The sequence below is a fragment of the Roseiflexus castenholzii DSM 13941 genome, assembly GCF_000017805.1.
GTDB classification, from domain to species: domain Bacteria; phylum Chloroflexota; class Chloroflexia; order Chloroflexales; family Roseiflexaceae; genus Roseiflexus; species Roseiflexus castenholzii.
This window is the reverse complement of record NC_009767.1, coordinates 2740068-2764396: the sequence shown is the minus strand read 5'-3', so window position 1 is coordinate 2764396 and position 24329 is coordinate 2740068. Positions and strand designations below refer to the sequence as shown.

At 57.9% G+C, this 24329-nt stretch carries 23 protein-coding genes; 15 read left to right on the top strand and 8 right to left on the bottom strand.

Features of this window, described 5'->3' with window-relative positions; all coding sequences use genetic code 11:
* Positions 1-5: 5 nt before the first annotated feature.
* Entirely contained in the window at positions 6-1547 is a 1542-nt protein-coding gene (locus RCAS_RS11060) for a serine hydrolase (RefSeq protein ID WP_012120660.1), read from the bottom strand.
* Positions 1548-1701: 154 nt separating this feature from the next.
* On the opposite strand from RCAS_RS11060, the gene RCAS_RS11055 reads away from it, so the two are divergent.
* Complete coding sequence (locus tag RCAS_RS11055; protein ID WP_012120659.1) at positions 1702-2793, top strand: hypothetical protein; 1092 nt, start codon at positions 1702-1704, stop codon at positions 2791-2793.
* Here RCAS_RS11055 and RCAS_RS11050 read toward each other — a convergent pair.
* Entirely contained in the window at positions 2744-3100 is a 357-nt protein-coding gene (locus tag RCAS_RS11050) for a hypothetical protein (protein WP_041330620.1), read from the bottom strand. The two genes, RCAS_RS11055 and RCAS_RS11050, sit on opposite strands and share 50 nt — an antisense overlap.
* 73 nt (positions 3101-3173) lie before the next feature.
* Positions 3174-4412 carry a S1C family serine protease gene (locus tag RCAS_RS26215; protein WP_012120658.1) on the bottom strand — a complete coding sequence of 413 codons (1239 nt, stop codon included), beginning with the start codon at positions 4410-4412 and terminating at the stop codon, positions 3174-3176.
* Between the two features lie 210 nt (positions 4413-4622).
* Here RCAS_RS26215 and RCAS_RS11040 point away from each other — a divergent pair, with 210 nt between their 5' ends.
* The 6 genes from RCAS_RS11040 to RCAS_RS11015 all read left to right on the top strand — a co-directional run bounded on the left by RCAS_RS11040 (position 4623) and on the right by RCAS_RS11015 (position 11274).
* On the top strand, positions 4623-7082 hold the full coding sequence (locus RCAS_RS11040) for a response regulator (RefSeq protein ID WP_012120657.1): 2460 nt from the start codon (positions 4623-4625) through the stop codon (positions 7080-7082).
* 145 nt (positions 7083-7227) lie between these two features.
* Positions 7228-8157 (top strand): translation initiation factor eIF-2B, encoded by a 930-nt coding sequence (locus tag RCAS_RS11035; RefSeq protein ID WP_012120656.1) that lies wholly within the window; start codon positions 7228-7230, stop codon positions 8155-8157.
* A 131-nt stretch (positions 8158-8288) separates the two neighbouring features.
* Positions 8289-8816 (top strand): hypothetical protein, encoded by a 528-nt coding sequence (locus RCAS_RS11030; protein WP_012120655.1) that lies wholly within the window; start codon positions 8289-8291, stop codon positions 8814-8816.
* Positions 8813-9805 carry a glucosaminidase domain-containing protein gene (locus RCAS_RS11025; protein ID WP_012120654.1) on the top strand — a complete coding sequence of 331 codons (993 nt, stop codon included), beginning with the start codon at positions 8813-8815 and terminating at the stop codon, positions 9803-9805. Before RCAS_RS11030 ends, RCAS_RS11025 begins: the two co-directional genes overlap by 4 nt.
* Positions 9805-10419 (top strand): M23 family metallopeptidase, encoded by a 615-nt coding sequence (locus RCAS_RS11020; protein ID WP_041330618.1) that lies wholly within the window; start codon positions 9805-9807, stop codon positions 10417-10419. Before RCAS_RS11025 ends, RCAS_RS11020 begins: the two co-directional genes overlap by 1 nt.
* Positions 10420-10641: 222 nt before the next feature.
* On the top strand, positions 10642-11274 hold the full coding sequence (locus RCAS_RS11015) for a hypothetical protein (RefSeq protein WP_012120652.1): 633 nt from the start codon (positions 10642-10644) through the stop codon (positions 11272-11274).
* Positions 11275-11286: 12 nt separating this feature from the next.
* On the opposite strand, the gene RCAS_RS11010 is transcribed toward RCAS_RS11015, so the two are convergent.
* Positions 11287-11754, bottom strand: coding sequence for a cell wall-active antibiotics response protein (locus RCAS_RS11010; protein ID WP_012120651.1), 468 nt, complete (start codon positions 11752-11754; stop codon positions 11287-11289).
* 89 nt (positions 11755-11843) lie between these two features.
* Here RCAS_RS11010 and RCAS_RS11005 point away from each other — a divergent pair, with 89 nt between their 5' ends.
* The 7 genes from RCAS_RS11005 to RCAS_RS10975 all read left to right on the top strand — a co-directional run bounded on the left by RCAS_RS11005 (position 11844) and on the right by RCAS_RS10975 (position 19391).
* Positions 11844-13064 carry a winged helix-turn-helix domain-containing protein gene (locus RCAS_RS11005; protein ID WP_012120650.1) on the top strand — a complete coding sequence of 407 codons (1221 nt, stop codon included), beginning with the start codon at positions 11844-11846 and terminating at the stop codon, positions 13062-13064.
* 130 nt (positions 13065-13194) lie between these two features.
* Positions 13195-13449, top strand: coding sequence for an FmdB family zinc ribbon protein (locus RCAS_RS11000; protein ID WP_041330615.1), 255 nt, complete (start codon positions 13195-13197; stop codon positions 13447-13449).
* 179 nt (positions 13450-13628) lie between these two features.
* Complete coding sequence (gene epsC, locus RCAS_RS10995; RefSeq protein WP_012120648.1) at positions 13629-14408, top strand: serine O-acetyltransferase EpsC; 780 nt, start codon at positions 13629-13631, stop codon at positions 14406-14408.
* A gap of 5 nt (positions 14409-14413) precedes the next feature.
* Positions 14414-15850 (top strand): cysteine--tRNA ligase, encoded by a 1437-nt coding sequence (cysS, locus tag RCAS_RS10990; RefSeq protein WP_012120647.1) that lies wholly within the window; start codon positions 14414-14416, stop codon positions 15848-15850.
* Complete coding sequence (locus RCAS_RS10985; protein WP_012120646.1) at positions 15820-16833, top strand: 50S ribosomal protein L11 methyltransferase; 1014 nt, start codon at positions 15820-15822, stop codon at positions 16831-16833. The genes cysS and RCAS_RS10985 overlap by 31 nt, the downstream gene beginning before the upstream one ends.
* A gap of 3 nt (positions 16834-16836) precedes the next feature.
* Positions 16837-17610, top strand: a complete 774-nt coding sequence (locus RCAS_RS10980; RefSeq protein ID WP_012120645.1) for a 16S rRNA (uracil(1498)-N(3))-methyltransferase — start codon at positions 16837-16839, stop codon at positions 17608-17610.
* A 443-nt stretch (positions 17611-18053) separates the two neighbouring features.
* Complete coding sequence (locus tag RCAS_RS10975; RefSeq protein WP_012120644.1) at positions 18054-19391, top strand: S41 family peptidase; 1338 nt, start codon at positions 18054-18056, stop codon at positions 19389-19391.
* Between the two features lie 84 nt (positions 19392-19475).
* Here the strand turns inward: RCAS_RS10975 and RCAS_RS10970 are convergent, their stop codons facing one another.
* Together RCAS_RS10970 and RCAS_RS10965 are read right to left on the bottom strand one after the other, a co-directional pair.
* Complete coding sequence (locus RCAS_RS10970; protein WP_012120643.1) at positions 19476-20345, bottom strand: DNA adenine methylase; 870 nt, start codon at positions 20343-20345, stop codon at positions 19476-19478.
* A 5-nt stretch (positions 20346-20350) separates the two neighbouring features.
* Positions 20351-21481 carry a hypothetical protein gene (locus tag RCAS_RS10965; protein ID WP_012120642.1) on the bottom strand — a complete coding sequence of 377 codons (1131 nt, stop codon included), beginning with the start codon at positions 21479-21481 and terminating at the stop codon, positions 20351-20353.
* A 102-nt stretch (positions 21482-21583) separates the two neighbouring features.
* On the opposite strand from RCAS_RS10965, the gene RCAS_RS26210 reads away from it, so the two are divergent.
* Entirely contained in the window at positions 21584-21709 is a 126-nt protein-coding gene (locus RCAS_RS26210; protein ID WP_269634015.1) for a choice-of-anchor X domain-containing protein, read from the top strand.
* Between the two features lie 169 nt (positions 21710-21878).
* Here the strand turns inward: RCAS_RS26210 and RCAS_RS10960 are convergent, their stop codons facing one another.
* Both RCAS_RS10960 and RCAS_RS25640 read right to left on the bottom strand, forming a co-directional pair.
* Positions 21879-22715 (bottom strand): hypothetical protein, encoded by an 837-nt coding sequence (locus tag RCAS_RS10960; protein ID WP_012120641.1) that lies wholly within the window; start codon positions 22713-22715, stop codon positions 21879-21881.
* A gap of 119 nt (positions 22716-22834) precedes the next feature.
* A complete protein-coding gene (locus RCAS_RS25640) occupies positions 22835-23992 on the bottom strand; it encodes a WXG100 family type VII secretion target (RefSeq protein ID WP_012120640.1) in 1158 nt (385 codons plus the stop codon).
* Positions 23993-24329 lie beyond the last annotated feature (337 nt).

Sequence of the window (24329 nt, the reverse complement as noted above, 5' to 3'; positions counted from 1 at the left end):
AGACCTTACGATGCAGTCAGCGGGTTGAAATATGTGTAGACCAACCGCGAAAATGCAGCGATGGTGGACATCATAATCTGGTCGGGAACCGGTGCATCACCCGAGGCAAGAGGGCGATACACATAAATGGCGATCACATAATCGCCGCCAGGCGAGCGTACAATACCGACATCCGCCTGCATATCGGCGATCCATCCGCTCTTGTGCTCGACGCGCACGCCCTCGGGAATGCCGGCAACCATGCGTCGGTTATCATCATTGTTTGCCAGATTATCGAGCATTTCCTGGCAACGTTCCGGCGTGAGCATATCGTCGAAACGCTCCAGCAGCAGACCTTCGCCACGCGCGCAGCGATCGACTTCAACATACAGCGTCGCCATTTCGCGCGGCGTGGTGCGCAGATAACGTCCGGCATCGGTGTAAGGCGGCTTCCCGCCACGGGCAGGACCCGCCTTTACCTTGAGTTTCATCAGTTTGATATAATCCTGCGCCTCGAACGGCACGTACTGAAACGTCTCGGTAAAACCCAGATCAGCCAGCATTGCACTCATCCGTTCTGCGCCGACGATGGCGTCTTCAGTGCCGACGCCGCCGACGGATGCCGCAAGTAATGCATTCGCAGCCAGGTTGTCGCTGTCAACAATCATGCTGCGCAGCGCCGCCTGCTGCTTTTCGGTGAATTCGGGCAGATTGATATAGGCGTTGAGCATAATCGGCATCTTGATCGTGCTGGCTGCTGAAAATGCGGTATCGGGATTAAGAGCAGCGACCACTTCGGCCTTCGTCAGGTCATAGACGTACACGCCGATCACGCCGCGCCAGGAGTCCGCCATGGTTTCAAGCTGCTCCTGAAGCATCTGCGGATCCGGTCGCACTGCCAGTCCGCGCTGCGGTGCAAGCGTGAGCGTCACACGTCGTGGCGCGCCCACCGAGCGCAGGCGATCATCGATCTGTTGTATGGCACTGTCGATATCGATGCTCAACCCGCCATCCATCACAAAACTGCGCGAAATAGTTTTGGTTTCGGTCAGGACCGAAAATTGTGCTGGAACGCTGACTTCTTCACTCAGCGCTGTCAACACTGCGCGCAGTTTGTCTTCATGGTACACAATCTGCAACGGCACACGCTCGCCGATAGGCGCAGCGCGTGCCACGTCGAGCATAGAATCGAGAGCGATGCGCATTCCAATATCTTCAGGTCGCAGCATGATCTCCTGATCGCCAGCGCGAATATCGAGCGGACGCAACAGCGGCGCCAGGCGTGTCGTCAATTCCTGCCGCGCCTCGGTTGAGGTCAACCCGCCAACCTCGATACCGGCGATGTAGACTCCTTCCGCCAGACGCGGTTCCGGCGTAGCGGTGGGCGCAGGGGTTGGTATTGGAACAGGAGATGGAACAGGGGTCGCCGTCGATTCGACAGTTGGCGACACGTCAGGCGAGGGAGCAACTGTTGCGCTCGTCGGCGCGCTGCACGCAACCAGCAATGCCAGGCACATCAGCAACAGAGTGCGCAGCAACGTGGCATGCGCGTGTGTTATGTTCTTCATGGATCGTATGCCTCGATGAACACGGACTCAGGAGAGTGGTGGCGCGTCTGAAACGCGCCACCACTACGACCTCTATCCTATTCCTTGGGCGCGGCGCGGACGCGCCTCCGAATGGTATACTACCACATATATCGTTAGATGCCGCAGACATAGTATGATCACAACCCTCCCTGAACAAATCGCCGCTCTGCCGCCGACCAATCGTGCGCGGTGCGAACGTCTCTTCTTTGTACAGCGCGTCGAGGGTCAGGCGGTCATTCCCCGCGAAATGGAAGCATGGGTTGCCAGCAGTTTCGGCGATATTGCTGGAGTTCGTCGACAAACGATTATCCGCGTCGTCAATCGCTTCACCCTCGAAGGAACCCTGTTCAATCCGCTGCGCGCGCTGCGACCCGCAGGAAAGACAACCAGCGACGCCGACCTGCACGCCTGGATCGAATCGGAACTGCGTGATCGCGACTTCTTCGCCCAGCCGCTCCAGGCGACCAGCGCCGACACCTTCGGGCGCATCCGCGGTCGCTTTTGCGTGACTGCATCGAACATTGCCAAATACGACGGATGGCATGGTCTGGTGGTGTTCGATGAACCGCACCCACTCCACTTCAACCGCGACCAGTTTGCCGATTACCTGGATGTGGCGCTGCGCTGGCTCGACGCAGCGCACCGGTGCGACCCACAGGCGATTTACCCGATGATTACCTGGAACTGCCTGCCCCGCAGCGGCGCCACTATCGCCCATGGGCACATGCAGATGTCGCTGGCGCGTGCCATGCACTATACCAGACCTGAACTCTGGCGTCGCGCCGCACTCCAGTACGGTGACATTCCGCGCTACGTCTCCGATCTCATTGCGGTGCATGCCGATCTGAATCTGCTGATTGCCGATACGCCTGCGGGTCATGTATTTGCCCATTTGACGCCGCTGCGCAACCGCGAGATTGTCGCTCTGCTGTCACATCGGGCGGATGCAGCACTGCTCGCCGACCGCTTGACCGACCTGATCTATCCCGTCCTGCGTGCTCTGATCGATCATCACCACGTGCGCGCCTTCAATGTTGGCATTGCGCTGCCGCCATTCACCGACAAAACCGGCGCCTGGAGCGGCATGCCGGTGATCGCGCGTGTCGCCGACCGCGGACCGGCGTTGAGTATCCACAACGACTGGGGTGCAATGGAACTGTTCGCCACCGGGTGCGTCACGGTTGATCCGTTCGAGGTGGCGACGGCGCTGAAGCGAGCAGGGTGAGAAACAGGAGGCAATCCGGTGCGCTGCCCCTTGCCACGCCGTCGTCACAGTTCCTTGCCTCGACGATTCGCAGGCGCGTCTCGGCGTCACCGCGCGCCTGCACCACCGCCGCGCAGCCGCTGAACGCCTCCCTGCGCTCATCGCAGCGCCGGAGGTCGTCGCCTTCCATCCTGGACGACACGCCGGCATTCGCCAGATACACCGACCCCGATGCATCTGGCAAGCGCAACCGATACCCTCCTCCCTCCCAACGATAGTCGCGCATCCACAGGCGGCACACCCCGCGACGCATGTTGTCCACAATCACGTCTCACACCACCTACCCGCGTGTTGAGCGTCACTCCAACGAAACGATTGCAGCAACCCTTGCCGCTCATCACTCAATCCGGGCGCGTCCCCAGAGTCACGTCCAACGACAGCCGTTCACCATTACGCAACACCTCGAGCGTAACCGTGTCGCCCGGTTTGTACTCCAGCAACAGAGCACGCAACGACTGCCCCGGTCCAATCGTCTTTCCATCAACTTTGGTCACAATGTCACCGCTGCGCAACCCGGCGCGGGCAGCCGGTCCACCCGGCTCGACAGCGGAGATCAGTGCGCCAGCATTGACCGGCAGATCGTTATCGAGCGCCAGCATAGCATCGATTGTGCCAAAACGCACACCGAGGAACGGGTAAACGATTTTGCCATTGGCGATCAACTGCTCGCTCACCCGCCTGGCAATCGAGCTTGGCACTGCAAACCCAAGCCCTTCGATGGGCGCCGTTCCCAAACCGCTCCCCCGCACGACGAGCGTATTGATCCCGACGACTTCACCGCGCAGATTGATCAGTGGACCGCCGCTGTTGCCGCTGTTGATCGCCGCATCAGTCTGGATCAATCCTTCGGGTGCGTCGGCGCCAAGCGAACGGTTGAGAGCGCTCACCACGCCAACCGTCACCGTGTTGCGGAAGTCGCCAAGCGGGCTGCCAATCGCAATGACCGTTTCACCGGGTTGGAGCGCGTCGGAGTCGCCCAGCGTCGCCACGCCGGGAACCGGACCATCGACCTTGACCACGGCAAGATCCATCAGTGGATCGGCGCCGACCAATGTTGCATCACGGCGCGAACCGTCGTAGAAAATGACCGAGAGCGAGCGATACCCTTCAATCACGTGATTGTTGGTAAGAATATACCCATCCGGGCTGATAATGACCCCAGAACCGCTGCCGCGGCGCACTGAACCGCCGGGTTGATCCGGCAGCGGAAACGGTAGATCGCCAAGCAGCGGCGATCCCTGCGCACCTGATGCCAGCGTGTTCACGACCGTCACAACCGCCGGCGACACCTTCTGAACCGCCTCAACAACCGGTGAAGTCGTTGCCGGCGCCGCTGGCGCCGGCGTCGGGACCTGGGCAGGAGTTGGCAGCGGCACGTCAGTTGCTTGCGGAACGACCGTCGTCGCCGGCATTGACGCCGGAATTGGCGCGGGCGTCGACGGTTGTGCTGCAATCCGCTCAATCTGCTGCTGCGTTACATACCAGGCAACGCCGCCGCCGGCCAGAGCGCCGATAAGCGCACCGATTACCAGGGTAACCACCATGCCGAAGATCAGCGCATATTTCGTTCCACGCTCCATAGAGCGACCTCCTTTGAATATTGCTTCCAATGGGACAGTATGCACCCGCCATGTAAACCAAATGTTAGACCTGCATAAGAAACTGCTTAGTCTTGATCATCGGTAGTATCCGCCTGTTCGTTGGTTGGCGCAGGAGCGCGCATGCGGTATAATGTGGAAAAGTGCGTACTGTAATGGCCGTCTCCGCGATATGCGATCGATGGTTGACTGATGGAAGAAATCCTGATCATCGACGACAGCAAGCAGATCTGCTCCATGCTTGCTGAGTATGTGTTACCGGAGCTCGGCTATGCCTCTACGATTGCGCACACCGGACGGCAGGGACTCAACCGCCTGCGTCAGCGCATTCCCGATCTGATTCTGCTCGATCTGCAACTTCCTGACATCAGTGGACTCGATCTGCTGCGCATGATTGCTCAGGAAGGGTACGATGTCCCCGTGATCCTGATGACGGCGCATGGGTCGGAAGCGATTGCGGTCGAAGCATTTCGGCTTGGAGCGCGGAACTACCTGATCAAGCCGTTTAGCGAGACGGAAGCGCAGGCGGCAATCGATCGGGCGCTGCGCGAGCGGCGTCTCAAGCGTGAAAAAGAACTTCTGACGCGCAATCTGCGCCAGCGTGTGCAAGAACTGACCGTGCTGTATTCCATTGGCAAGTCGGTGAGTTCTTTGCTCGACCTCGAAGAATTGCTGGTGCGCATCGTTGAAGCCGGGGTCTACATTACTCGCGCTGAAGAAGGGTTTTTGTTGCTGCGCGACCCCAACGCCAACGAACTCTATCTGCGCGCAGCGAAGAACCTCGGCGAGCAGCGCGCTCAAAAGTTGCGCATGCCAATCGACGATAGCCTCGCCGGGCAGGTCATTCGCACCGGCAAGCCAATCCGCCTCGATAAAGCCGGCGCCGGAGCGCAACTCAAAGTCATCACCGGCTTCCTGGTGCGCGCCATCCTGCAAGTGCCGCTCATGGTCGGCAATCAGGTCATCGGTGTGCTTGCGGTTGATAATCAACAGTCAGAACGGACGTTTAGCGAAAATGATCAGTATCTGCTCTCGGCGCTCGCCGATTATGCCGCCATTGCCATAGAAAATGCGCGCCTCTATCAGAAGGTGAAACAGAGTGAAGCGCGCTACCGCGACCTGTTCGACAACGCCAACGACCTGATCTTCACCCTTGATCGCCAACTCAACATTCGCAGCATCAACAAAGTTGGTCCGACCATCACAGGATATGCCGGAGACGATCTGATCGGTCGCCCATTGCGCACCGTGCTATTCGAGGATGCATGGGCGCCGGTCGAGCGCCTGCTGAGCAAAGTGTTGCGGGGAGAGACGACGCCCCCATTCGAACTGCAACTCAGGCGCTACGACGAAGAGACCGTCGTGCTCGAAGTCAGTGCGCGGTTGATACAGGACGGTGATCGCGCCGAGGCAATCCATTGCATTGCCCGCGATCTGACAGAGCGCCGTCGTCTCGAAGAGCAACTCATCAGATCGGAGAAACTCTCCGCTATCGGGCAACTTGTCGCGGGCGTCGCTCACGAGGTCAACAATCCGTTGACCAGCATCAGCGGCTATACGCAATTGATGCTGCGTGATACAAGCCTGTCGCCGGGGATTCGCGAAGATCTGCAACACATCAACACGCAGGCAGAGCGCGCAGCGCGCATTGTGCAGAATCTGCTCATGTTCGCCCGTGAACATAAGCCGCAGCGCACGCTTGTCGATATCAATCAGGTGCTGCAAAGCACCCTGACGCTGCGCGCCTATCAGTTGCGCGTCGACAATATTACTATCGTGACTGATTTCGCTCCCAACCTGCCGCAAACGGTCGCCGATCCGCATCAATTACAACAGGTGTTCCTCAACCTGATTAACAATGCGCATCAGGCAATGACCGAACGCGGCGGCAAGGGAACCCTGACTCTGCGCACGTCGGTCGAACCGTGCGTCGGCGAGGGCAATCGTGAGGAGCGGTGCATTCGTATCGCCGTAAGCGATACTGGCGTCGGTATTTCGCCGCGCAACCTGAGCCGCATCTTCGATCCGTTCTTCACCACCAAACCGGTTGGTCAGGGAACCGGGTTGGGTCTGTCGATCTGTTTCGGCATCATCCAGGAGCATCACGGGCGTCTCTGGGCGGAAAGCGAAGTTGGCGTCGGCACGACAATGTATGTCGAATTGCCGCTTACCCATGACTACGACATAGTGCTCGACGCGCCGGATGAACCATCGTCAACCGTGGTTGACGAAGAGACGAATGCTGAAGAGACGAACCATGGCGCTGCGATTCTGGTTGTTGATGATGAGGAAGCAGTGCGTGCGCTGCTGGCGCGATTGTTGACCGATCTCGGTCATCGTCCGACGACCGTCGCCAGCGGAGAAGCAGCGTTTGAGATCATCGCGCAACGATCATTCGATCTTATTCTGACGGACATCAAGATGCCCGGCATGACCGGCTTCGAGTTGTATCAGCACATCAGACAGCGGGATCCACATCTGGCGCAGCGCATTATTTTCATTACCGGCGACACTATCACGGCATCGACACAGGCGCGACTGGCGCAGACCGGCAATCCCTACCTTGCGAAACCATTTGCCATCGAGCGTCTCGAAGCACTGGTGAACGCCTGTCTCGCTTCGCAGTCGGCGGGTCAATTGCCAGCGTCCTGACACCCATTGTGCAGTCAGGCGGTGGGACGGGCGGCGCGGTTCTGCCGCTATGGATTTCGAAGTGATTGTACACATGTTGCCGGTGTGTGCGATAATAATGAAGATCACTATTCACGGTCGTACAGTCTTGTGAGGGGTTCAGGTCGTGGAGCCAGTTGCAGAAATCGCAGTCGATAATCGCCAGGGAGCGGCTCAGATCGCAGAGCGTGCCGCTGACCTGATCATGCATCGCGCAGAAACGATAGGATCGTTGTCGCCACAGGAGTTCCGTCGCAATCTGTGCGACTTTGGCTGGTCGCTCATACGAGCGCAACCGGTAATGGCGCCGCTGGTCAATCTGGTTAATCGCGTACTCTGGGCTATCGAGGATCAGCAGACGCGGCACGATTTGGTGCGCGCTGTCGCCGACACAACGGAAGCGTTTAAGCATCAACTGCGCCAGCACGCGCTCCATGTCGCCGAAGGCGCGCTGGCGCTGATTTCCGACGGCATCACGATTGTGACCCTGTCGTACAGCACGACGGTTCAGCACGCGCTGCGCCATGCTCAACGCGCAGGACGGCGATTCCGCGTCATCTGCGGCGAGTCGCGCCCAATCCTGGAAGGACGACAGACCGCAGCAATTCTGGCAGAGTATGGCATTCCCACCCATCTGGTCATCGATGCCGAATTGCCCGCTCATATCGCGCAGGCGCAACTGGTGCTCGTCGGCGCCGATATGTTGAGTACCTATGGGTTGGTTAATAAGATCGGCACCTATGGAATGGCGCTCACAGCCCATGCCAGAGGGGTTGCGTTCTATGCGCTCTGTGGTAGCGAGAAGTTCCTGATCCCTGGTTTTCGCCAACTCGAGCAACTCGACCGCCCCCGCAGCGAAATCTGGGCGGAAGCGCCCCGGAATGTCCATATTCGCAATCGGTATTTCGATTTGACGCCACTGGAACTGCTTTCGGGAATTGTGACAGAACGCGGTATTCTGCCGGTTGCAGCCGTCGAAGCCTGGCTGGCATCGACCCGCCTACATCCGGCGCTGGCGCGTGAACCCGCCCATCAGACGGTGGAAATATGCCCTTGACTTAGAACACATGTTCTTGTATAATGTCCCCACTTCAGTCGCATCAGAATGACACCCACTCCCCGTCTGCCACCAACTCGGCAGCAGGCGCGTGGCGTTCGTTGTCGATCGAACAGGTGAGGAGTTATGCTATGGCGGTCACAAGCCGAGGCATTCATACCGGTCGTCGTATTTGGGGGCGCAACCGGCAGGCTCAGCGAACGGCGCATGCGGCGCTGTATGGCGCAGCGCTCGTGCTCGGCGCGCTGGCAGTGTATGTGCTGATCGGTGCATTGATCGGGCGTATCAATCTGTTGATCGACGATATGCGTTATGGCTATCCGCGCACGATGCACATGCAGGCATTCGTGGGTCACGAAGAAGGGTCGAGTCAACCGACGCATCTGATTGCTCTGAATCTCGACCGGCAAGTGGTGGTGCTGGAACTGCCGGGTGGCGACCCATCGCGGATTCGCTCGATCACCGGTCCCTACCTGTTCGGCGCCAATGAACACCTGACACCGGTCATCATTGGCGTCAGCGATGTCGATGGCGACACGCTGCCGGATCTGTTGCTCGATGTCCGGCGCGAGCGCATTGTCTATCTCAATCGCGACGGAGTTTTTCGCCTGCCGACGCCTGAAGAGCAGGCGCGGTTGATGACGTCTATGCTTCCATGAACGAGAGTGAGCCAGAGACGCCAGCGGTGCGCCACTCACCACGCGCGGTTCCGCGCACCGACACACACTCGTCGGCGCGCCGCCCCAACCCGCTGGCGCGATCACGCGATCCCTTCGATGATGGTGCGGCGCTCACGATTGGACGCCGCCGCCTTGTCGATCGGCGCATTGATGTTCAGGAACGTTTGCCTGTCGCTCCGTCGTTTGCTCCGTGGGCAGCGGAAGAATTGCTCGCACCGGATGACCCCTTCGATGACGATGCGCGCGATATGTTGCGTGCGGAACTGACTGCCACGCCATTCGCCTACCGACCGGCGACGCTCCGGCGAACCGTTCGGCAGCGGATGTTTCCCTGGTGGCTGATCGGAATTTGCGCAATCTGTATTGGTGTCCTCTTTTTCTTCTGGCGCGATACCAATGCATCACGTATCTGCTTCGCTCCTGGATGTACCGCGCGCGAACAGACAATACAGGCGCATAGGTTCGAGCAGGCGCTCAATCTCACTTCACCTGCTGGACAGCATTCGGTGCTTGGTCCGCCGAGCATTTCGGCGCAGCAGATCGACCGCATCCTTGCCGAGTGGAACTCTCCAGCGGTCGGCACCGGCGCCACGTGGGTGGAACTCGGCATCCGGTATGGCATCGATCCCGCGTATGCCCTGGCATTTTTCATTCACGAGTCGGGCGCCGGAACCGCACCAGGATGGGCAGGGCGAAAACCAGATGGCAGTACGACCCACAATGTCGGCAACATTATCTGCGCCGGGTATCACACGTGCTACGGCAGGTTTCGCGATTATGCCAGTTGGGAGGAAGGGATCGAAGATTGGTATCGCCTGATAGCAGTTGAATATGTGCAGTGGCGCGGCGCTCATACCGTCGAGGAGATTGTGCCGATCTATGCGCCGGTGGTGGAAAATAACGTCCCCGTGTATGTCGGTACGGTCAACCGCCTGGTTGCCGAATGGCGCTCATCGCAAGCAAAATAATGACCCTCAGCCGGGAACAATTCATTTTGCTCCTTCTTGCCCTGATCGGGCTTGGCTTCCTCGTACAGCAAACACAACAACCTCCGCTACAGACGAGCCTCTGGCGCGGCGGGGCGCTCTCTACGCAGCGCGTAGCCCGGCAGAGTCTCAGCGCCGCGTTCGCCCCACAATCTGCAACTGAACATCCCTCCGGCAACCCGCTGCGCAACCCTCGCACGGTGATCACGCAGGGGTATGGGGTCGGCTCGCACGCGCCCGCCAGCGTCTGGGGCGGTATCGATCTGGCGGTCGACGGTGACGGCGACGGCAAAGCCGATCCGCAGGGCACATGGCGCGCCCCGGTGTATGCCACCCACGACGGCGTTGCCCGTGTGCGACCGGACACCTGGCCCGGCGGCAATTATCTGGCGATTGAAAATAACCGCTACAAAACTGCCTATGCCCACCTCGACTCTTACGCCGTTGTCGATGGTCAACCCATTGTGCGTGGTCAACTCATCGGCTACGTCGGGTCAACCGGCATGTCGAGCGGTCCTCACCTGCACTACGAGGTGTGGGAACACGGCATTAACCGTGATCCGCTCGATTTCGACGTGTTGCGCCATGAATGGTAGGCGCGCCCGCGCCGCCTGTCTTGCCTCTCTATAATCCCTGATCACCTATCCGTATTTTTGCGTATAATGCACGCGTATCGATAGTGTATTGCACAGGACAATGCAACAGTACGCCGGGACGATAAGAAATACGCCCATAGGACAACGGGACGCACGTACTATAGACCGTTCCAGAGGGGCGGGATATGATTGAATAGCAAAGTGCTGACAGGAGCCTGTGGTATGACGACACTTCCCTCCCCCCATGATGCTATTGCCGACTCGGCAAAACTGATCGCCATTCTTGAACGTCATTACAAAGATGCACCGGAAATCGAGGCGCTGCTCAATGCGCATCGCGCCACCCACTCCCAGATGACGACCAGCTACCACAATAGCGAAGAAGCGATCGCTGCCTGGCGCGCGGCGCTCGCCCGCCGCTGGACGTGCGAAATAACCGCGCGTCGCCTGTACAAACAGACGCTGCGCCAGTTAGTGCAGCACTACGGCACCGCCGAGACGCCCACCATCCGGCTTATTTCTCGCGGCGGCGCAGAAGCCGATAGCACGCCAACCGAACTCCTCGAGGATATGCGTCGCCTGCACGCCGTGCTTTCTCTCGAAGCCACGACACTGCCGTTCGCGGAACAACGCCTGGCAGAGATCGCTCAGGCGTGTGCGACGCTCGAACGCGCCATTGATGAGGTCGCTGAAAGCGAACGGCAGCGACGCACTGCGGTGCTCGATCTCCGCATTGCCCGCGAAGTCTATCGTCGGATGCGTCGTGAGACGTGTCAGGCGCTTATGAATCAGATAGGGGATCGAACGTCGCTCGACCTGATCGATGAGTCGCTGGTCGAAACAACCGATCAGTAAACCTAACCTCCATCACAGGCTGGCAATTCGCCGCGTCTCGCCTTCGTATAAACCGGCGCTCTCGGACGACTCCGGCAATGTTTCTGCAAAGGGTTCCTGTGCCTGAACGCCCACCACACGCACAATCCGCACCGAACCAAGGATGGCTGTGGCAGTGATGCGCAGTCGCACCGGCGATGTCTCGAATTCAACTACGGTGAGACCGGCAGACGAGAGCGGACGGTTGTCCGGCGTGCGCCACTCGTATCTGGTGTCTCCCATCAGCGCCCCGCCATCAACATGTAGCCCGATGTTTGCCGGCACACGAACCGTCACTTCGCCAAACATGGCAAAGGCGCTGATCGTGTGATCACCAGGCGCTAAAGGCTGGCGCGTCAGATCGACCGTGATGCTGCCGAACATCGCTGTAAAACTCTCGTTCTCAAGGCGGGTGTTCGTGTTGATGTGCTCGATCCCGCTGAACAGACTCATTGAGGACATGGTTCGCTCCTTTCGTGTTGCGTTCTACACGGCTTCGACGTATCATATGCTCACGGGGTTGCGAACGTCTGTTCAAGAAAGAGTCTCCTATGCCACTGACGCTGACTCCCAATGCGATTCGTCCGTTGCTGCTGACCGTCCAGGGTCTCGACCGCCCAAAGAAACACCCGGCGACCAAAGACTCGGTTCTGGCAGCGATGCAGCGGATGAAGGCGCTTCAGATCGATACGATCCATGTGGTCGCGCGTAGTCCATATCTGGTGTTATGGAGCCGTCTTGGCGCATATGAGCCACGCTGGTTGACCGATCTGCTGGCGGAGCGGGCCATCTTCGAATACTGGTCGCACGAGGCATGCTTTTTGCCCATCGAGGATTACCCGGCCTACCGCTCGTTGATGCTGGCGGGGCAGACGCGCAGCAACACCTATGCGCGCCGGTGGCTGCACGAGAACCGGACGATTGCCGCAGCGTTGATGGATCATATTCGCAACAACGGACCGGTTCGCTCAGCCGAATTCGCCCGTACAGACGGCACGAGGGGAGGATGGTGGAACTGGAAGGTCGAAAAGATGGCGCTAGAAATGCTCTTCATCGTTGGCGATCTGATGATCGACCGGCGTGAGCATTTTCAGCGCCTCTACGACCTACGCGAGCGAGTTTTGCCCGCATGGGACGATACCTGTGCACCCGATGTGGAGGTAGCGCAGCGCACCCTGATCCTCGCAGCAGCACAGGCGCTCGGTGCAGCGCCGGCGCGCTGGCTGGCAGATTACTTTCGCACCGGCAAGGCGGAAACGGCGCGCATTGCCGCTGCTCTGGCAGCCGAAGGCGCCCTTGCGATAGCGCATGTCGCAGGATGGCGCGAGCCGGTCTACATTCATCCACATCGCCTGCCGCTGGCGCAGGCTGCCGCCGATGGGGCGCTCCAATCAACAGTCACCACGTTGCTTTCGCCATTCGATCCGGTCGTATGGGATCGGCGACGGGCGCTGGAATTGTTTGGCTTCGACTATCGCATCGAATGTTATACTCCTGCATCCAAACGACGGTATGGCTATTTTACGCTGCCCATCCTGCACCGGGGGGCGCTGGTCGGGCGGCTCGACCCGAAAGCGCACCGCAAAGACGGCATCTTCGAGGTCAAGGCGCTCTACCTCGAACCAGGCGTCGATCCCGACGAAGACCTGGCGATCAATCTGGCAGAGGCGTTGCGCTCCTGCGCCGTATGGCACGGCACGCCGGAGGTCGTCGTCCGGTTCTGCGATCCGCCGGCGTTTGGCGCGTTGTTGAAGCGCGCCTTGCGTCTCTGATAAATCCGAAACCATGCTCTAACACAACTCCTACATTTCCCCGTTTGATCATCCTGCCCAGATCGACTACAATAAGAAGCAAACAATGTATATATCATTCATCACTCAATGCCAGGAGGTCCTGACAAGTATGCCTACCTATGTGTACGCCTGTGACACTTGCGGTGCGCAGTTCGAGCAGTTCCAGTCGTTCAAGGACGAGCCGCTGCGGGTTTGTCGCTGTGGCAAAGAAGGTTCGGTACGCCGGGTCTTCCAGCCGGTGGGCATTGTCTTCAAGGGCTCAGGCTGGTATATCACCGATAGCCGCAAGAGTGATAGCGCGAGCATCGGCAGCGATAGCTCGTCGAAGAGTGAAAAGAGCGAGACTGGCGCCAGTGAATCCTGACCTGAGTCTTGTGTGCCCGATTACCGGGCGTGTCCATACCCTCTCCGTCACCTCCCGCCGCCAATCGGTCGGGTTCGTCGCGCAGACCTGTATCTGTCGTTAGGGGCGTTGTTGCACTATGCACGACGCCCCTGTTCTGCACGACGCGCTTCGATTGACCGTCGAACGGGAGGTTTTGTATGCCCAGAAAGAACGATAACCTGCTCTGCGTCATTCGCGACGATATTCGCGCGATTTTCCTCAACGATCCGGCAGCGCGCAACCTGGCAGAGGTGCTGCTCTACCCCGGCTTGCATGCCATCCTGTTCCATCGCCTGGCGCACGCCCTCTGGCGGCGCGGCGTGCCGTTTATTCCGCGCCTGATCTCGCAGATCAGTCGTTTCCTCACCGGTATCGAGATCCATCCGGGAGCAGTCATTGGTCGCGGTTTCTTCATCGACCACGGCATGGGCGTGGTTATCGGCGAAACATCGGAGATCGGCGACTGGGTGACTCTCTATCAGGGTGTGACCCTCGGCGGCACGGGCAAGCAACGCGGGAAACGCCATCCAACGGTGCGTAATGGCGCTGTCATCGGTGTTGGCGCGATTGTGCTCGGCGCTATCACCATTGGCGAGGGGGCGCGCGTTGGCGGCGGCGCTGTGGTGGTGAAGGACGTTCCACCTCACGCCACCGCCGTCGGTGTTCCGGCGCGCATTGTGGCACAACGCGACCCGCACACCGGCGAAACGCGCCGTGTCGAGCACCTGCCCGATCCCGAAGGGGAAATGCTGCGCAGCCTGCGCGCTAAGGTGCTGGAACTCGAAGAACGCCTGACCGAACTCGAAATTGCAACCAATCATCACCTCGAACATCACGTCGAGGACGATGCGCTCGCGTCGCAGTGCTGGTCGGCGCTCGACACGAATGGGAATGGCACAATCGATGAGTACGGCTATATGGCCGGTGATGGGATATAACGCATATGAGCATTCGTATCTATAATACGCTGACCCGCACGCTCGAGCCGTTCGAGACCCTCGAACCCGGCGTGGTGAAGATGTATGTCTGCGGCGTGACGGTGTACGACCGGGCGCATATTGGTCATGCGATGTCGGCGATTGTCTTCGATGTGGTGCGGCGCTACCTGGAATACCGCGGCTATGCGGTTCAGCACGTCGTCAATTTTACGGATGTGGACGACAAAATCATTAATCGGGCGCATGCACTGGGACGCGATCCGAAGGAACTCGCCGAGTCGTACATCGCTGAGTTTCTCGAAGACCTGGAGGCACTGAATGTCAAACGCGCTCATATCTACCCGCGCGCTACCGAGACGATGCCGGAGATTCAGCGGTTCATCAGCCGTCTGATCGAGACGGGCCATGCGTATGTGGTGGATGGCGATGTTTACTTCCGTGTCTCGACGGCGCCAGACTACGGAAAACTCTCGCGGCGCAGCCTTGATGATATGATTGCCGGCAATCGTATTGGCATCGATGAGCGCAAGGAGAACCCGGCGGATTTTGCGCTCTGGAAGGCGGCAAAGCCAGGCGAGCCGTTTTGGGATAGCCCTTGGGGTCCAGGGCGCCCCGGTTGGCACATCGAGTGCTCGGCAATGAACCTGGCGCACCTTGGCGAGCAGATCGATATTCATGGCGGCGGGACCGACCTGATCTTCCCGCACCACGAGAATGAGATCGCTCAAACCGAAAGCCTGACCGGCAAAACGTTCGCGCGCTACTGGATGCACAATGGTATGCTTCAGATCCAGACCCGCCTGGCGGATGGCACGTACAAACTGGAAAAGATGTCCAAATCGCTCGGCAATGTGGTGACGATCCGCGAATTTCTGGCGCGCTATCATCCCGATGTGCTGCGACTGACGGTGCTCTCCAGTTCATACCGCAGCCCGCTGGCGTTTGGTGAGGAGATCGCCGCTGATCAGGAACGCAAGCTGGCACGCCTGCGCTCGGCGCTCGAACCGCCGATTGGAACAATCGAAGCCGGACCTGCTGTTGAGGTCTTGTTGGCAGCAGTGCGAACGGCGCGCGAGCGGTTCATCGCGGCAATGGACGATGACTTCAACACGGCTGGCGCGCTGGCGGCGCTGTTCGACCTGGTGCGTTCGATCAATACCGCGCGTGATGCGGGTGTCGGCGGCGCGCCATTCGCCGAAGCGCAGGCGACTTTCCGCGAGTTGGTTGATGTGCTCGGGTTGACGCTCATAGCGCCGCGCCCGGTGACTCAGCAGGCGGCGCCATTTATCGACCTGCTGGTCGAGGTACGCAGTGAATTGCGCAAGGCGAAACAGTTTGCACTCGCCGATATGGTGCGTGATCGTCTGGCGCAACTCGGGGTGATGCTCGAAGATACGCCGCAGGGAACGCGATGGAAAGTGACGGACAAACCAAACCTGTAACATGGCTGGAACTCTCGGTTTCCTGTGAGAGCGAAGCCGTCGAACCGGTCAGCGAGTTGCTGGCGCGCTATGGCTACAATGGCGGCGTGGCAATCGAACCGCCGATCATCCCCGGTGACGATGGTCCTGAGTACCGCTACGATCCGGTGCGCCCGGCAACCGTGCGCACCTACCTGGCACTCGACGACACTGCCGAAGAGACGCGTGCGCGCATTGAACAGGGGTTGTGGTTGCTGGGCATGATCCGACCGGTCGGTCCGCTCCAGGTTCGGCGAATTGAAGAGGAAGACTGGGCGAACGCCTGGAAGCAGTATTACACCATTCAGCGAATCGGAGCGCGCATTGTTATCGTGCCGTCCTGGCTGGATTACCAGCCGCTGCCGGACGATCTGGTCGTGCGCCTCGACCCTGGCATGGCGTTTGGCACCGGTCTTCATCCGACGACGCAGTTGTGTCTGATTGCGTTGGAACAGTACGTCACACCAGAGATGTGCGTGCTCGATCTGGGGTGCGGCTCCGGCATTCTTGCGATTGCCGCTGCACGGTTGGGGGCTGCGCGAGTATTGGCGCTCGACACCGACCCGATTGCGGTGGAGGCGACCCGGGCGAATGCGGCGCTGAACCATGTGGCGGACAGGATTGTGGTTGCTGAGGGCAGTCTGGGGCGTGGCGCGTCTTTCGGGCACTGGCTGCGTCCCGATGCTGAAGGTCATGCTGAACCACCGTCGCTGCTGCCGGTGTCATTGCCTTCCGACACACCGCCACAGTTCGATGTAATTGTCGCCAATATTATCGCCAGGGTTCTCGCGGCGGTCGCTCCCGATTGTGCGGTGGCGCTGCGCCCTGGCGGTCTTCTGATCAGTTCGGGGATCATTGCCGATCGCGAACCCGATGTGGTCGCCGCCTATGCCGCTGCTGGTCTCGAAGCAGTTTTCCGCCGCCAGGAAGGCGACTGGGTGGCATTGGTGCATCGCAAACCGTAACGCATGCCTCGCCGTTCGCGTGATACTGTTCAGAGCAACACGTATCGTTTCTTTGTCGATCCTGCGGCATTCGACACGGAACGGGTGCGTCTGTTCGATCCCGAACTGGGACATCAACTGGCAAACGTGTTGCGGTTGGGGCGCGGTGAGCGCGTCGTTTTGCTCGATGGCGAGGGGTGGCAGTACACTGTCATGTTGGAAACAGTTGATCGGCGCGGGACGGTGAACGGTGTGATCGAGTCGCGCGAAGTTGCAGGCGGCGAACCGCGCCTTGCGCTGACCGTCTACCTGCCGCTCATCCGGGCGGAGCGGTTCGAGTGGGCGTTGCAGAAAGGGGTCGAACTGGGGGTAGCAGCGTTTGTTCCAACCGTATGTGCGCGCAGCATCGACGCTGCTCCCGACGAGCGCCGTCTTGCGCGCTGGCGGCGGATTATCCGCGAGGCAGCCGAACAATCGCGGCGCGGACGGCTTCCGCGCTTGGCGCCTTCCCTGACGTTCAACGAAGCATGCACACAGTTTACGCTCCATTCCCCTGCACTGCTTCTATGGGAAGGCGACAACGCCACGCCGCTTGCCGGGGCGCTCCACGCGCTACGCCGCGACACATCACCGGCGGCGCTGGGCATCTTCAGCGGACCAGAGGGCGGATTGACCAACGATGAACGCCAATGGGCTGAACGACATGGTATCATGATCGTGTCGCTTGGTCCGCGCACGCTGCGCGCTGAAACCGCACCCATTGCGGCTATAGCGATCATTATGTATGAGATTGGATGATGGTGCGCTGCCGGGGACGCCGGTGTCGGGGCCAGTCGGGGCTAGTCGGGGCCAGAGTCGGGGCCAGTCGGGGCAGGTCTCAGACCTGCCCTTACGGGGAGCGGCCAGAGTCGGGGTCAGTCGGGGCAGGTCTCAGACCTGCCCTTACGGGGAGCGACCAGAGTCGGGGCTAGTCGGGGCTAGTCGGGGCTAGTCGGGGCTAGTCGGGGCAGGTCTCAGACCTGCCCTTACGGGGAGCAGCCAGAGTCGGGGCTAGTCGGGGCTAGTCGGGGCTAGTCGGGGCAGGTCTCAGACCTGCCCTTACGGGGAGCAGCCAGAGTCGGGGCTAGTCGGGGCAGGTCTCAGACCTGCCCTCATCTCAGACCTGCCCTTACGTGACCGGGCGCCAGCACCGAGGATCATATCGCACTCACACCATCCATCGGGCATCCAGGAGTTTCGCCATGGCCTTCCGTTTTCGGTTCCTTCGTCGTCTTGCCGCTGCAAGTCTGTTCCTGCTAGCGGGGTTCGCCGGCGGTTGGGTCAGCGCGACCATTTTTGCCGACAGCATCTCGCTCACGCGCCTGGTTCCGGCGATCGGTCCAGGATTGGTTGCCAATCAGGAAACGCCGCCATCGCTCCGGCAGCAGTTCCGCGTCTTCTGGGAAGTGTGGAACCTGGTCGAGACCGAGTTCTATCAGCGCGACAAGATCAACCACACCCGCATGATCCGCGGCGCCATCACCGGCATGCTGGCATCGCTCGACGATCCGTACACCGTCTATCAGGAACCGGAGCTGGCATCACAGACGAATGAGCACATGCAGGGGCGAATGGGAGGCATCGGCACCTATCTACGGATCACCGACGGGCGCGCATTTCTCTACAAGCCAATCAAAGGAGCGCCAGCCGAAGCCGCCGGTCTCAAACAGGACGACGAGATCGTGGCGATTGACGGCGAACCGGTCGCGCCGATGATTGCCGGTCTCGACGTGAACGAAGCGGCTGTCAAGGTCGCATCGAAAATCCGCGGGCAGGCGGGTACGCAGGTGCGCCTGACTATCCGGCGGCAACCGGACGACCAGGTGTTCGACATCACTCTGACGCGCGCCGACATCGTGGTGCCCGGCGTCGAAGCCCAACTGGTCGATGGCGGAATTGCCTATATTCGCATTATCGAGTTCAAAGCCAATACCGTCCCCGAATTCGACCAGGCGCTGCGCGAGTTGCTTCCGCAAGCGCCAAACGGCATCGTCCTCGATATGCGCAACAACCCCGGCGGCTTCCTCGACCAGGCGCGTGCCGTGCTCGGGCGGCTCTACAATGGGGTCGCGCTCTACGAGCAGAACAGCAAAGGGGAAATCACCGAAATCCGCACCGTTGGCGGTGATATTCGCGCCTTCGATGTCCCCATCGTCGTGCTGGTCAATGGCAGTTCCGCCAGCGCCAGCGAGATCGTCGCTGGCGCATTGCGTGACAGTCGTCCGAACGTGACGCTGATCGGCGAGAAAACCTTCGGCAAGGGATCGGTGCAGAACATCTACCACCTGAGCGATGGCAGCAGTGCGCGAATCACGTTCGCGCACTGGCTCACCCCGGCGCGCACCGAAATCGACAAGGTTGGCATTACGCCGCAGTACGTCATTCCTTATGCCGAAGACCCTGCCACGCAAACCCTGTGTGTCGGCGACCGCCAGCCGCCGCCGGGAGCGACGACCTGCGCCGACAACCAGTTGTTCTACGCCATCCGGCTGCTGCGCACCGGCGAAGCGCCGCCATCGATGCCGGCGGCGGCACGGTGAAGAGAGGCGCGATCACCCCTTGAGCCATCGCCAACTCGACCGGCGGGACGGTCAGGTACAGCGTTGCGGCGCCGCACTGCGGGATCACCACAGAGAGCGCTGGATGAACACGCTGTCCGGCAGGGCGGGTGATGCTTCCTGACCAATCGGAAGCGGATAGTTGGAGAGAAACAACTCAGCGCCTTTTTCGGCTTTGCGCTGCTTATAATTGTTCATTCCATACTGTAGTTCCCAACGGTGCATATATGCAAAATGAAAATTTTGACGAATCTCTGGGGAGTCGTCGTATGTAATCAACCATGAGTGCCGACACTTCTTCATCTGTTCAGCAAACTCGAAATGATCGAAGATTTCGTGGAGCATGCCGTTCTTTCCATACAGCCTTGATTTTGTTGCTGCAAAGTAAGGCGGATCCAGGAAGGTAAAAACCCTTTGATCACCGTCTTGCAACAAATCTTTATAATCTGAATTGGTAATCCTGACACCTTCCAGAATTTCACCTAGCAAAGCCAATCGCTCTATTGAAGACCTTGTAAATCTTCCAATAAAAGCTCCTTCAGAATAGCCTCCTGCTTCAACCACTCCAGAAAATGTAATACGGTTTAGAACAAAGAACCTCACTGCTCGCTCAAACTCGCTCATCTTAGACGTATCCATTCCCAGCAATTCATAAAAAAGTTCCCTACCGTTTGCTCGCTCCACCTTTATCTTCATAACTTCACGCGCCAGTCTGGCGGAGTCTTCCTGAGCACATTTCCAGAAGTAGAACAACTCAGTATTGAGATCATTGATCCACATCTTTACATCAGGGTACTTTTGCCTCAGCAAGATAAAGAATGAACCGCCGCCTACAAACGGCTCACGATACTCATCGAATGAATCAGGTATCAGATAAAGCATGCGCTGTATTGCGCGCGACTTTCCGCCAGGATAGCGCAGTGGACTTCTAATCATTGCTTTCACTGGTTCGGACCTATCTGAACATGAAGTCTGGGATTATAAAAGCATTCGACTTGTAATTTTCGAATGATCTCTTTTTCCCTTCCAGTAAATGTGTTTCTGGCAAGAAACTGTTCCAATTCGCAATTACTACATGGAATCATGATTGTTTCGCACAATCCTTTACCCGTTAACTTAAGACGAACTGAAAATTCCACCTTCCGATCTTCGAGCATTAGTGCATCGATATTTGAAAATAGTGCAAGCTTGAAAATCCCATCCTTAATATCATCAAGGGAAGGCAAAGATCGCTTTGTAGCATTCTTTGACTCCTGGATAACATATCTACTTCCATCATTGATAACCTCATCAGCGGTCAGGTAATAAACTCCGCCAAGATAGTTTCTGATATTAAGTCTTGCTTTGGAGCCATCGGCGAGATGTTCATTAATATGAGTTGTACGAACCTCTCTTAAGGAAGCGCCTTTTGAGCCACTAAGTGGTAGTCCCTTAAACTCCTCAAAATCGTTCGTTATCTTGTTCAAGTAATCTTTCTGGATCGTGCTATTATGCATCGACACGCCCGTTCTGCATGATATTTCTTCATAGCTATTCAGCGCCTTGTTATAAATATCAACAAATCTTGTCTCCATGACATAGAAATTCCAGTGAAGTGCGCTGTTTTTATATTTCATCACTTCGTCAATCTGTTCTTTCACGCATTCGGACGCAAACATTTGTCTACTAATTTTGTTCTTCCCGGTTTGACCTTCTCTCTGGTTCTTTTCCGCACTATTATAATATGCGAGAATGATATAGATGTCGAGCAGGTTCATCCAGGATATTGTTGAGTACTGAATTCTGTCGAGATCGCCATCAGCCCCTTCATCCTTGAGCACAGGAATAACCGTAATCCGTTTTGGAGCATTCAAAATATCGTACAGTCGTGCGAAAGGGTAACTACGTGTTCGTTTGGGAGACACCCATTTTGTATACGCTAACGCACCATCAGGTACAATGATCTTACCGCAAGGCTTGACCTTGTTAATGTCAAATTCATTAAAGTCATACTCTGGCAACTCTGCTGCCAGGCACGCCGTGTAGTGGACATTACTGATAAAGCCATTGAATGTTAGGGATTCTTGTTGCATATGCTTTTACGCTCATACACCACCGATAACCTGGCTGTCTTTCTATAATAGATCATATGAGCGAGACGGTCAAATACACCAAATGGGCGGCTCCATCCCGCAATGCTGCGCGATGACGGCGTTGCATCCGATCTCATTTCCGACGATGGCGTCTATGCTGTGGCAATCCTGCCCGACGAGAATGGCGAGCATCGGATTGACGTTGTACCTGCGCTGCGAAGAGTATGAATCAAAAAGTCAACAGGGGTAGACGCAGGGATTGCCTGCGCCTACCCCACTGCTGGCGTCCTCCCAAATTGCACCTCAGAGACAAGTTCTCAAATACACGTTCCACAACGCTCACGTGGAGCCTTGCAGCCATGCGCTGGCTACTTGAGCAGCAGGGCGCCCTGTTCGTTTATTCCTTTCCCGTCCTCGCCACCGCTGCTTCTCGTGCTGCAATCTGCCGGCAAACGCGCGTCAGGCGCTGTACCTGCTCACGCACCGAGTCGATTGTGCCAGGCAGTAACATCACCTGGACATCCTCACCTTGTTTCACCGGTTGGAAGAGCCAGAAGCGCTGCTGCCCTAATACCACAAGGCAGCCCTCGTCCGACATCGGCGCGCGATTGTCACCATGATAGTAAATGGCCAGCATATCGCCGATTGCTTGCGTATGGACCATATCTTCCGCTAGCAGCATGCCGGTGTCTTCAGCTATTCCATAGTCACGCAACAAACCAATTGTCGCGGTTACATCGTGCTGGCGTAACGCCTGGCGAAAGACGGCGTCGGGAAGCATTCCGGTTGCCACTGCAATCTCTTGCAGATCGCTAAGATTAAAAAACGCAACACACCCCTCCATAATCGCGTCTTCACTCACTCGCGACACCACGTGAGCCACGCCGCGATCTACCCAGTGCTCATAGATGGCATCATCGAGAAAATGATACGAGAGCGCGCGCTGACCGGTCGGCGCCGATAATGTAAAACGCAGCGTAGCAGCAGCCCGGGTGAGAACGAGACTGACTTCTGTCAAAACCGGTGAGGAAACAATTGATCCATCGTCTCGAATATCAACTAATCCCTGACCAAAGAGCGCATTCCCCGCCGCCGACAACCGGCCTTGCGCTTCCTCCTTGCTCAACTCGCGCCCGATGCTGCTCACCAACACCTGCTGAGCCGCAACAGGCTGATCGCTCAACAGCAACGCAAACGCCAATTCGTCGGTGGAAAGACGAAGTGTGGACACCATACGCACTGCTCCTTGCCTGGAGATAAAAAACGTGCCGACGTATCTGTGCCGGCGCCGACATCCTTGCTCCTCAAGCCAGAAAGAGGATAGCACGAATGAGACGCTTGTCAACTTATCCTCTACCTGAACTGAAGACCCAATTTATGGCTAACCCAGCCACTCATTGCCTGCTGCACCTGTTGTCCTTGCTCCAATAACTGTTGACTTTTGTCCGCGATTGCTGCCACTTTTTCCTGGGTCTGCTCCAGGACCCGCTGACCTTCTTGTGCGACTGACTCCATCGTCTGTTGCGCTGTCTGAACGCTCTGATCGATGAAATCAGCACCCTTCTGAACGCCAACTTTTTTCAGATCTTTGTACCAGTCTTGCTCCTTTAGACATTCGCTAACCCTCTCTGCTGCCCACCCGCCCGCGAATCCACCCACTCGCGCGCCAATGGCAACGCCCAGCGGCGCTAACGTTCCGCCACTGATCGCGCCGAGCAACGCGCCACCGACTGCGCCGCCTACCGCTGTTCCGACCACTGTCCCGGCCGCCGACAATGCTGTGTCAACGGTTGCATCGATTGCGGTGCCAACTACCGCCTTTTGCCAGTGCTGCGGATCGCCCTTGTAGGCCTCCCAGTTATCAGATGCGTTAGAGGCGACGTTAAGGGCAAAGTCGAGGGGCAATACCTTGAGAGCGTCAGAAACGGCATCCTTTGTGGCATTCTTCGTAGGGTCAAGAACAAGTTTCTGAGCAATATTTTTCCACTCTCCCTTCAAATGCCGAAGATGCGGGTTGAGAAACGCCATCTCGAATACTTCGTGGCTACCTTTCAAAATCAATTGTTTGGGATAGGTAGAACCGTGGACTATTTGTAGACCTTCTCTAACCAATTTTATTTCCCGAATATATTTTGATCCTACAATTATTTTTTTAAGTTTTTGTATAATATCTGCACCCACCTCTGCATACTTCAGCACCTTACCAATTGTATCTGATGTATTGATACGCGCCGGATCGTAAAAACTCCGCCCTGCCTCTGCCAGATTGTTGGCAAATCGTTCGGTGCGCGCAGTCAAGCCTTCAAGTTCGTCGATAACAGACGCAAACTGAGTCTGGATCTGTTCCCAGACCGCCTCAGCCTGCTGGCGATTCTGCCCGGACCATGGGCTGTTCTGCATCGCCTGCATCGCCTGTCGCGCACGCTGGAATGTATCGCTCATCTCTGCTCTGCTGCGCCGAAACAGTGCAATGGTTGTGTAGAGTTGATCGATGTCAGCGCCAATGAGCATACTGTGCCTCCATTGCGGATCACCAACGAGTTCCAATGCGCAATAAAATCGCTTCCGGGAGCATACTACCAATGACGATTGACGATGCCGCATGCGTGTCATTCCGAGCCCTTCGCTTCGCTCAGGGTAAACGCAGCGAGGAATCTGCGCGGGTCGCGCACGACCCCTCGCGCTGCTCGGGGTGACCATGCCGGGTGTTCACAGGTCATTGGTATAAGGCGCAGCGTAATGGAGGTATGGAGCCTCAATCGCTACAGTGACCATGCCGGGTGTTCACAGGTAATTGGTATAAGGCTACTGGAGCATTGCTACACCTTTGCTATGATTGGAACAAAAC

Excerpts from the sequence above, each read along its gene's own strand:
- RCAS_RS11060 (WP_012120660.1), bottom strand. The coding sequence starts at position 1,547 with ATGAAGAACATAACACACGCGCATGCCACGTTGCTGCGCACTCTGTTG.
- RCAS_RS11055 (WP_012120659.1), top strand. The coding sequence starts at position 1,702 with ATGATCACAACCCTCCCTGAACAAATCGCCGCTCTGCCGCCGACCAAT.
- RCAS_RS26215 (WP_012120658.1), bottom strand. The coding sequence starts at position 4,412 with ATGGAGCGTGGAACGAAATATGCGCTGATCTTCGGCATGGTGGTTACC.
- RCAS_RS11040 (WP_012120657.1), top strand. The coding sequence starts at position 4,623 with ATGGAAGAAATCCTGATCATCGACGACAGCAAGCAGATCTGCTCCATG.
- RCAS_RS11030 (WP_012120655.1), top strand. The coding sequence starts at position 8,289 with ATGGCGGTCACAAGCCGAGGCATTCATACCGGTCGTCGTATTTGGGGG.
- RCAS_RS11025 (WP_012120654.1), top strand. The coding sequence starts at position 8,813 with ATGAACGAGAGTGAGCCAGAGACGCCAGCGGTGCGCCACTCACCACGC.
- RCAS_RS11020 (WP_041330618.1), top strand. The coding sequence starts at position 9,805 with ATGACCCTCAGCCGGGAACAATTCATTTTGCTCCTTCTTGCCCTGATC.
- RCAS_RS11015 (WP_012120652.1), top strand. The coding sequence starts at position 10,642 with ATGACGACACTTCCCTCCCCCCATGATGCTATTGCCGACTCGGCAAAA.
- RCAS_RS11010 (WP_012120651.1), bottom strand. The coding sequence starts at position 11,754 with ATGTCCTCAATGAGTCTGTTCAGCGGGATCGAGCACATCAACACGAAC.
- RCAS_RS11005 (WP_012120650.1), top strand. The coding sequence starts at position 11,844 with ATGCCACTGACGCTGACTCCCAATGCGATTCGTCCGTTGCTGCTGACC.
- RCAS_RS11000 (WP_041330615.1), top strand. The coding sequence starts at position 13,195 with ATGCCTACCTATGTGTACGCCTGTGACACTTGCGGTGCGCAGTTCGAG.
- epsC (WP_012120648.1), top strand. The coding sequence starts at position 13,629 with ATGCCCAGAAAGAACGATAACCTGCTCTGCGTCATTCGCGACGATATT.
- cysS (WP_012120647.1), top strand. The coding sequence starts at position 14,414 with ATGAGCATTCGTATCTATAATACGCTGACCCGCACGCTCGAGCCGTTC.
- RCAS_RS10985 (WP_012120646.1), top strand. The coding sequence starts at position 15,820 with ATGGAAAGTGACGGACAAACCAAACCTGTAACATGGCTGGAACTCTCG.
- RCAS_RS10980 (WP_012120645.1), top strand. The coding sequence starts at position 16,837 with ATGCCTCGCCGTTCGCGTGATACTGTTCAGAGCAACACGTATCGTTTC.
- RCAS_RS10975 (WP_012120644.1), top strand. The coding sequence starts at position 18,054 with ATGGCCTTCCGTTTTCGGTTCCTTCGTCGTCTTGCCGCTGCAAGTCTG.
- RCAS_RS10970 (WP_012120643.1), bottom strand. The coding sequence starts at position 20,345 with ATGATTAGAAGTCCACTGCGCTATCCTGGCGGAAAGTCGCGCGCAATA.
- RCAS_RS10965 (WP_012120642.1), bottom strand. The coding sequence starts at position 21,481 with ATGCAACAAGAATCCCTAACATTCAATGGCTTTATCAGTAATGTCCAC.
- RCAS_RS26210 (WP_269634015.1), top strand. The coding sequence starts at position 21,584 with ATGCTGCGCGATGACGGCGTTGCATCCGATCTCATTTCCGACGATGGC.
- RCAS_RS10960 (WP_012120641.1), bottom strand. The coding sequence starts at position 22,715 with ATGGTGTCCACACTTCGTCTTTCCACCGACGAATTGGCGTTTGCGTTG.
- RCAS_RS25640 (WP_012120640.1), bottom strand. The coding sequence starts at position 23,992 with ATGCTCATTGGCGCTGACATCGATCAACTCTACACAACCATTGCACTG.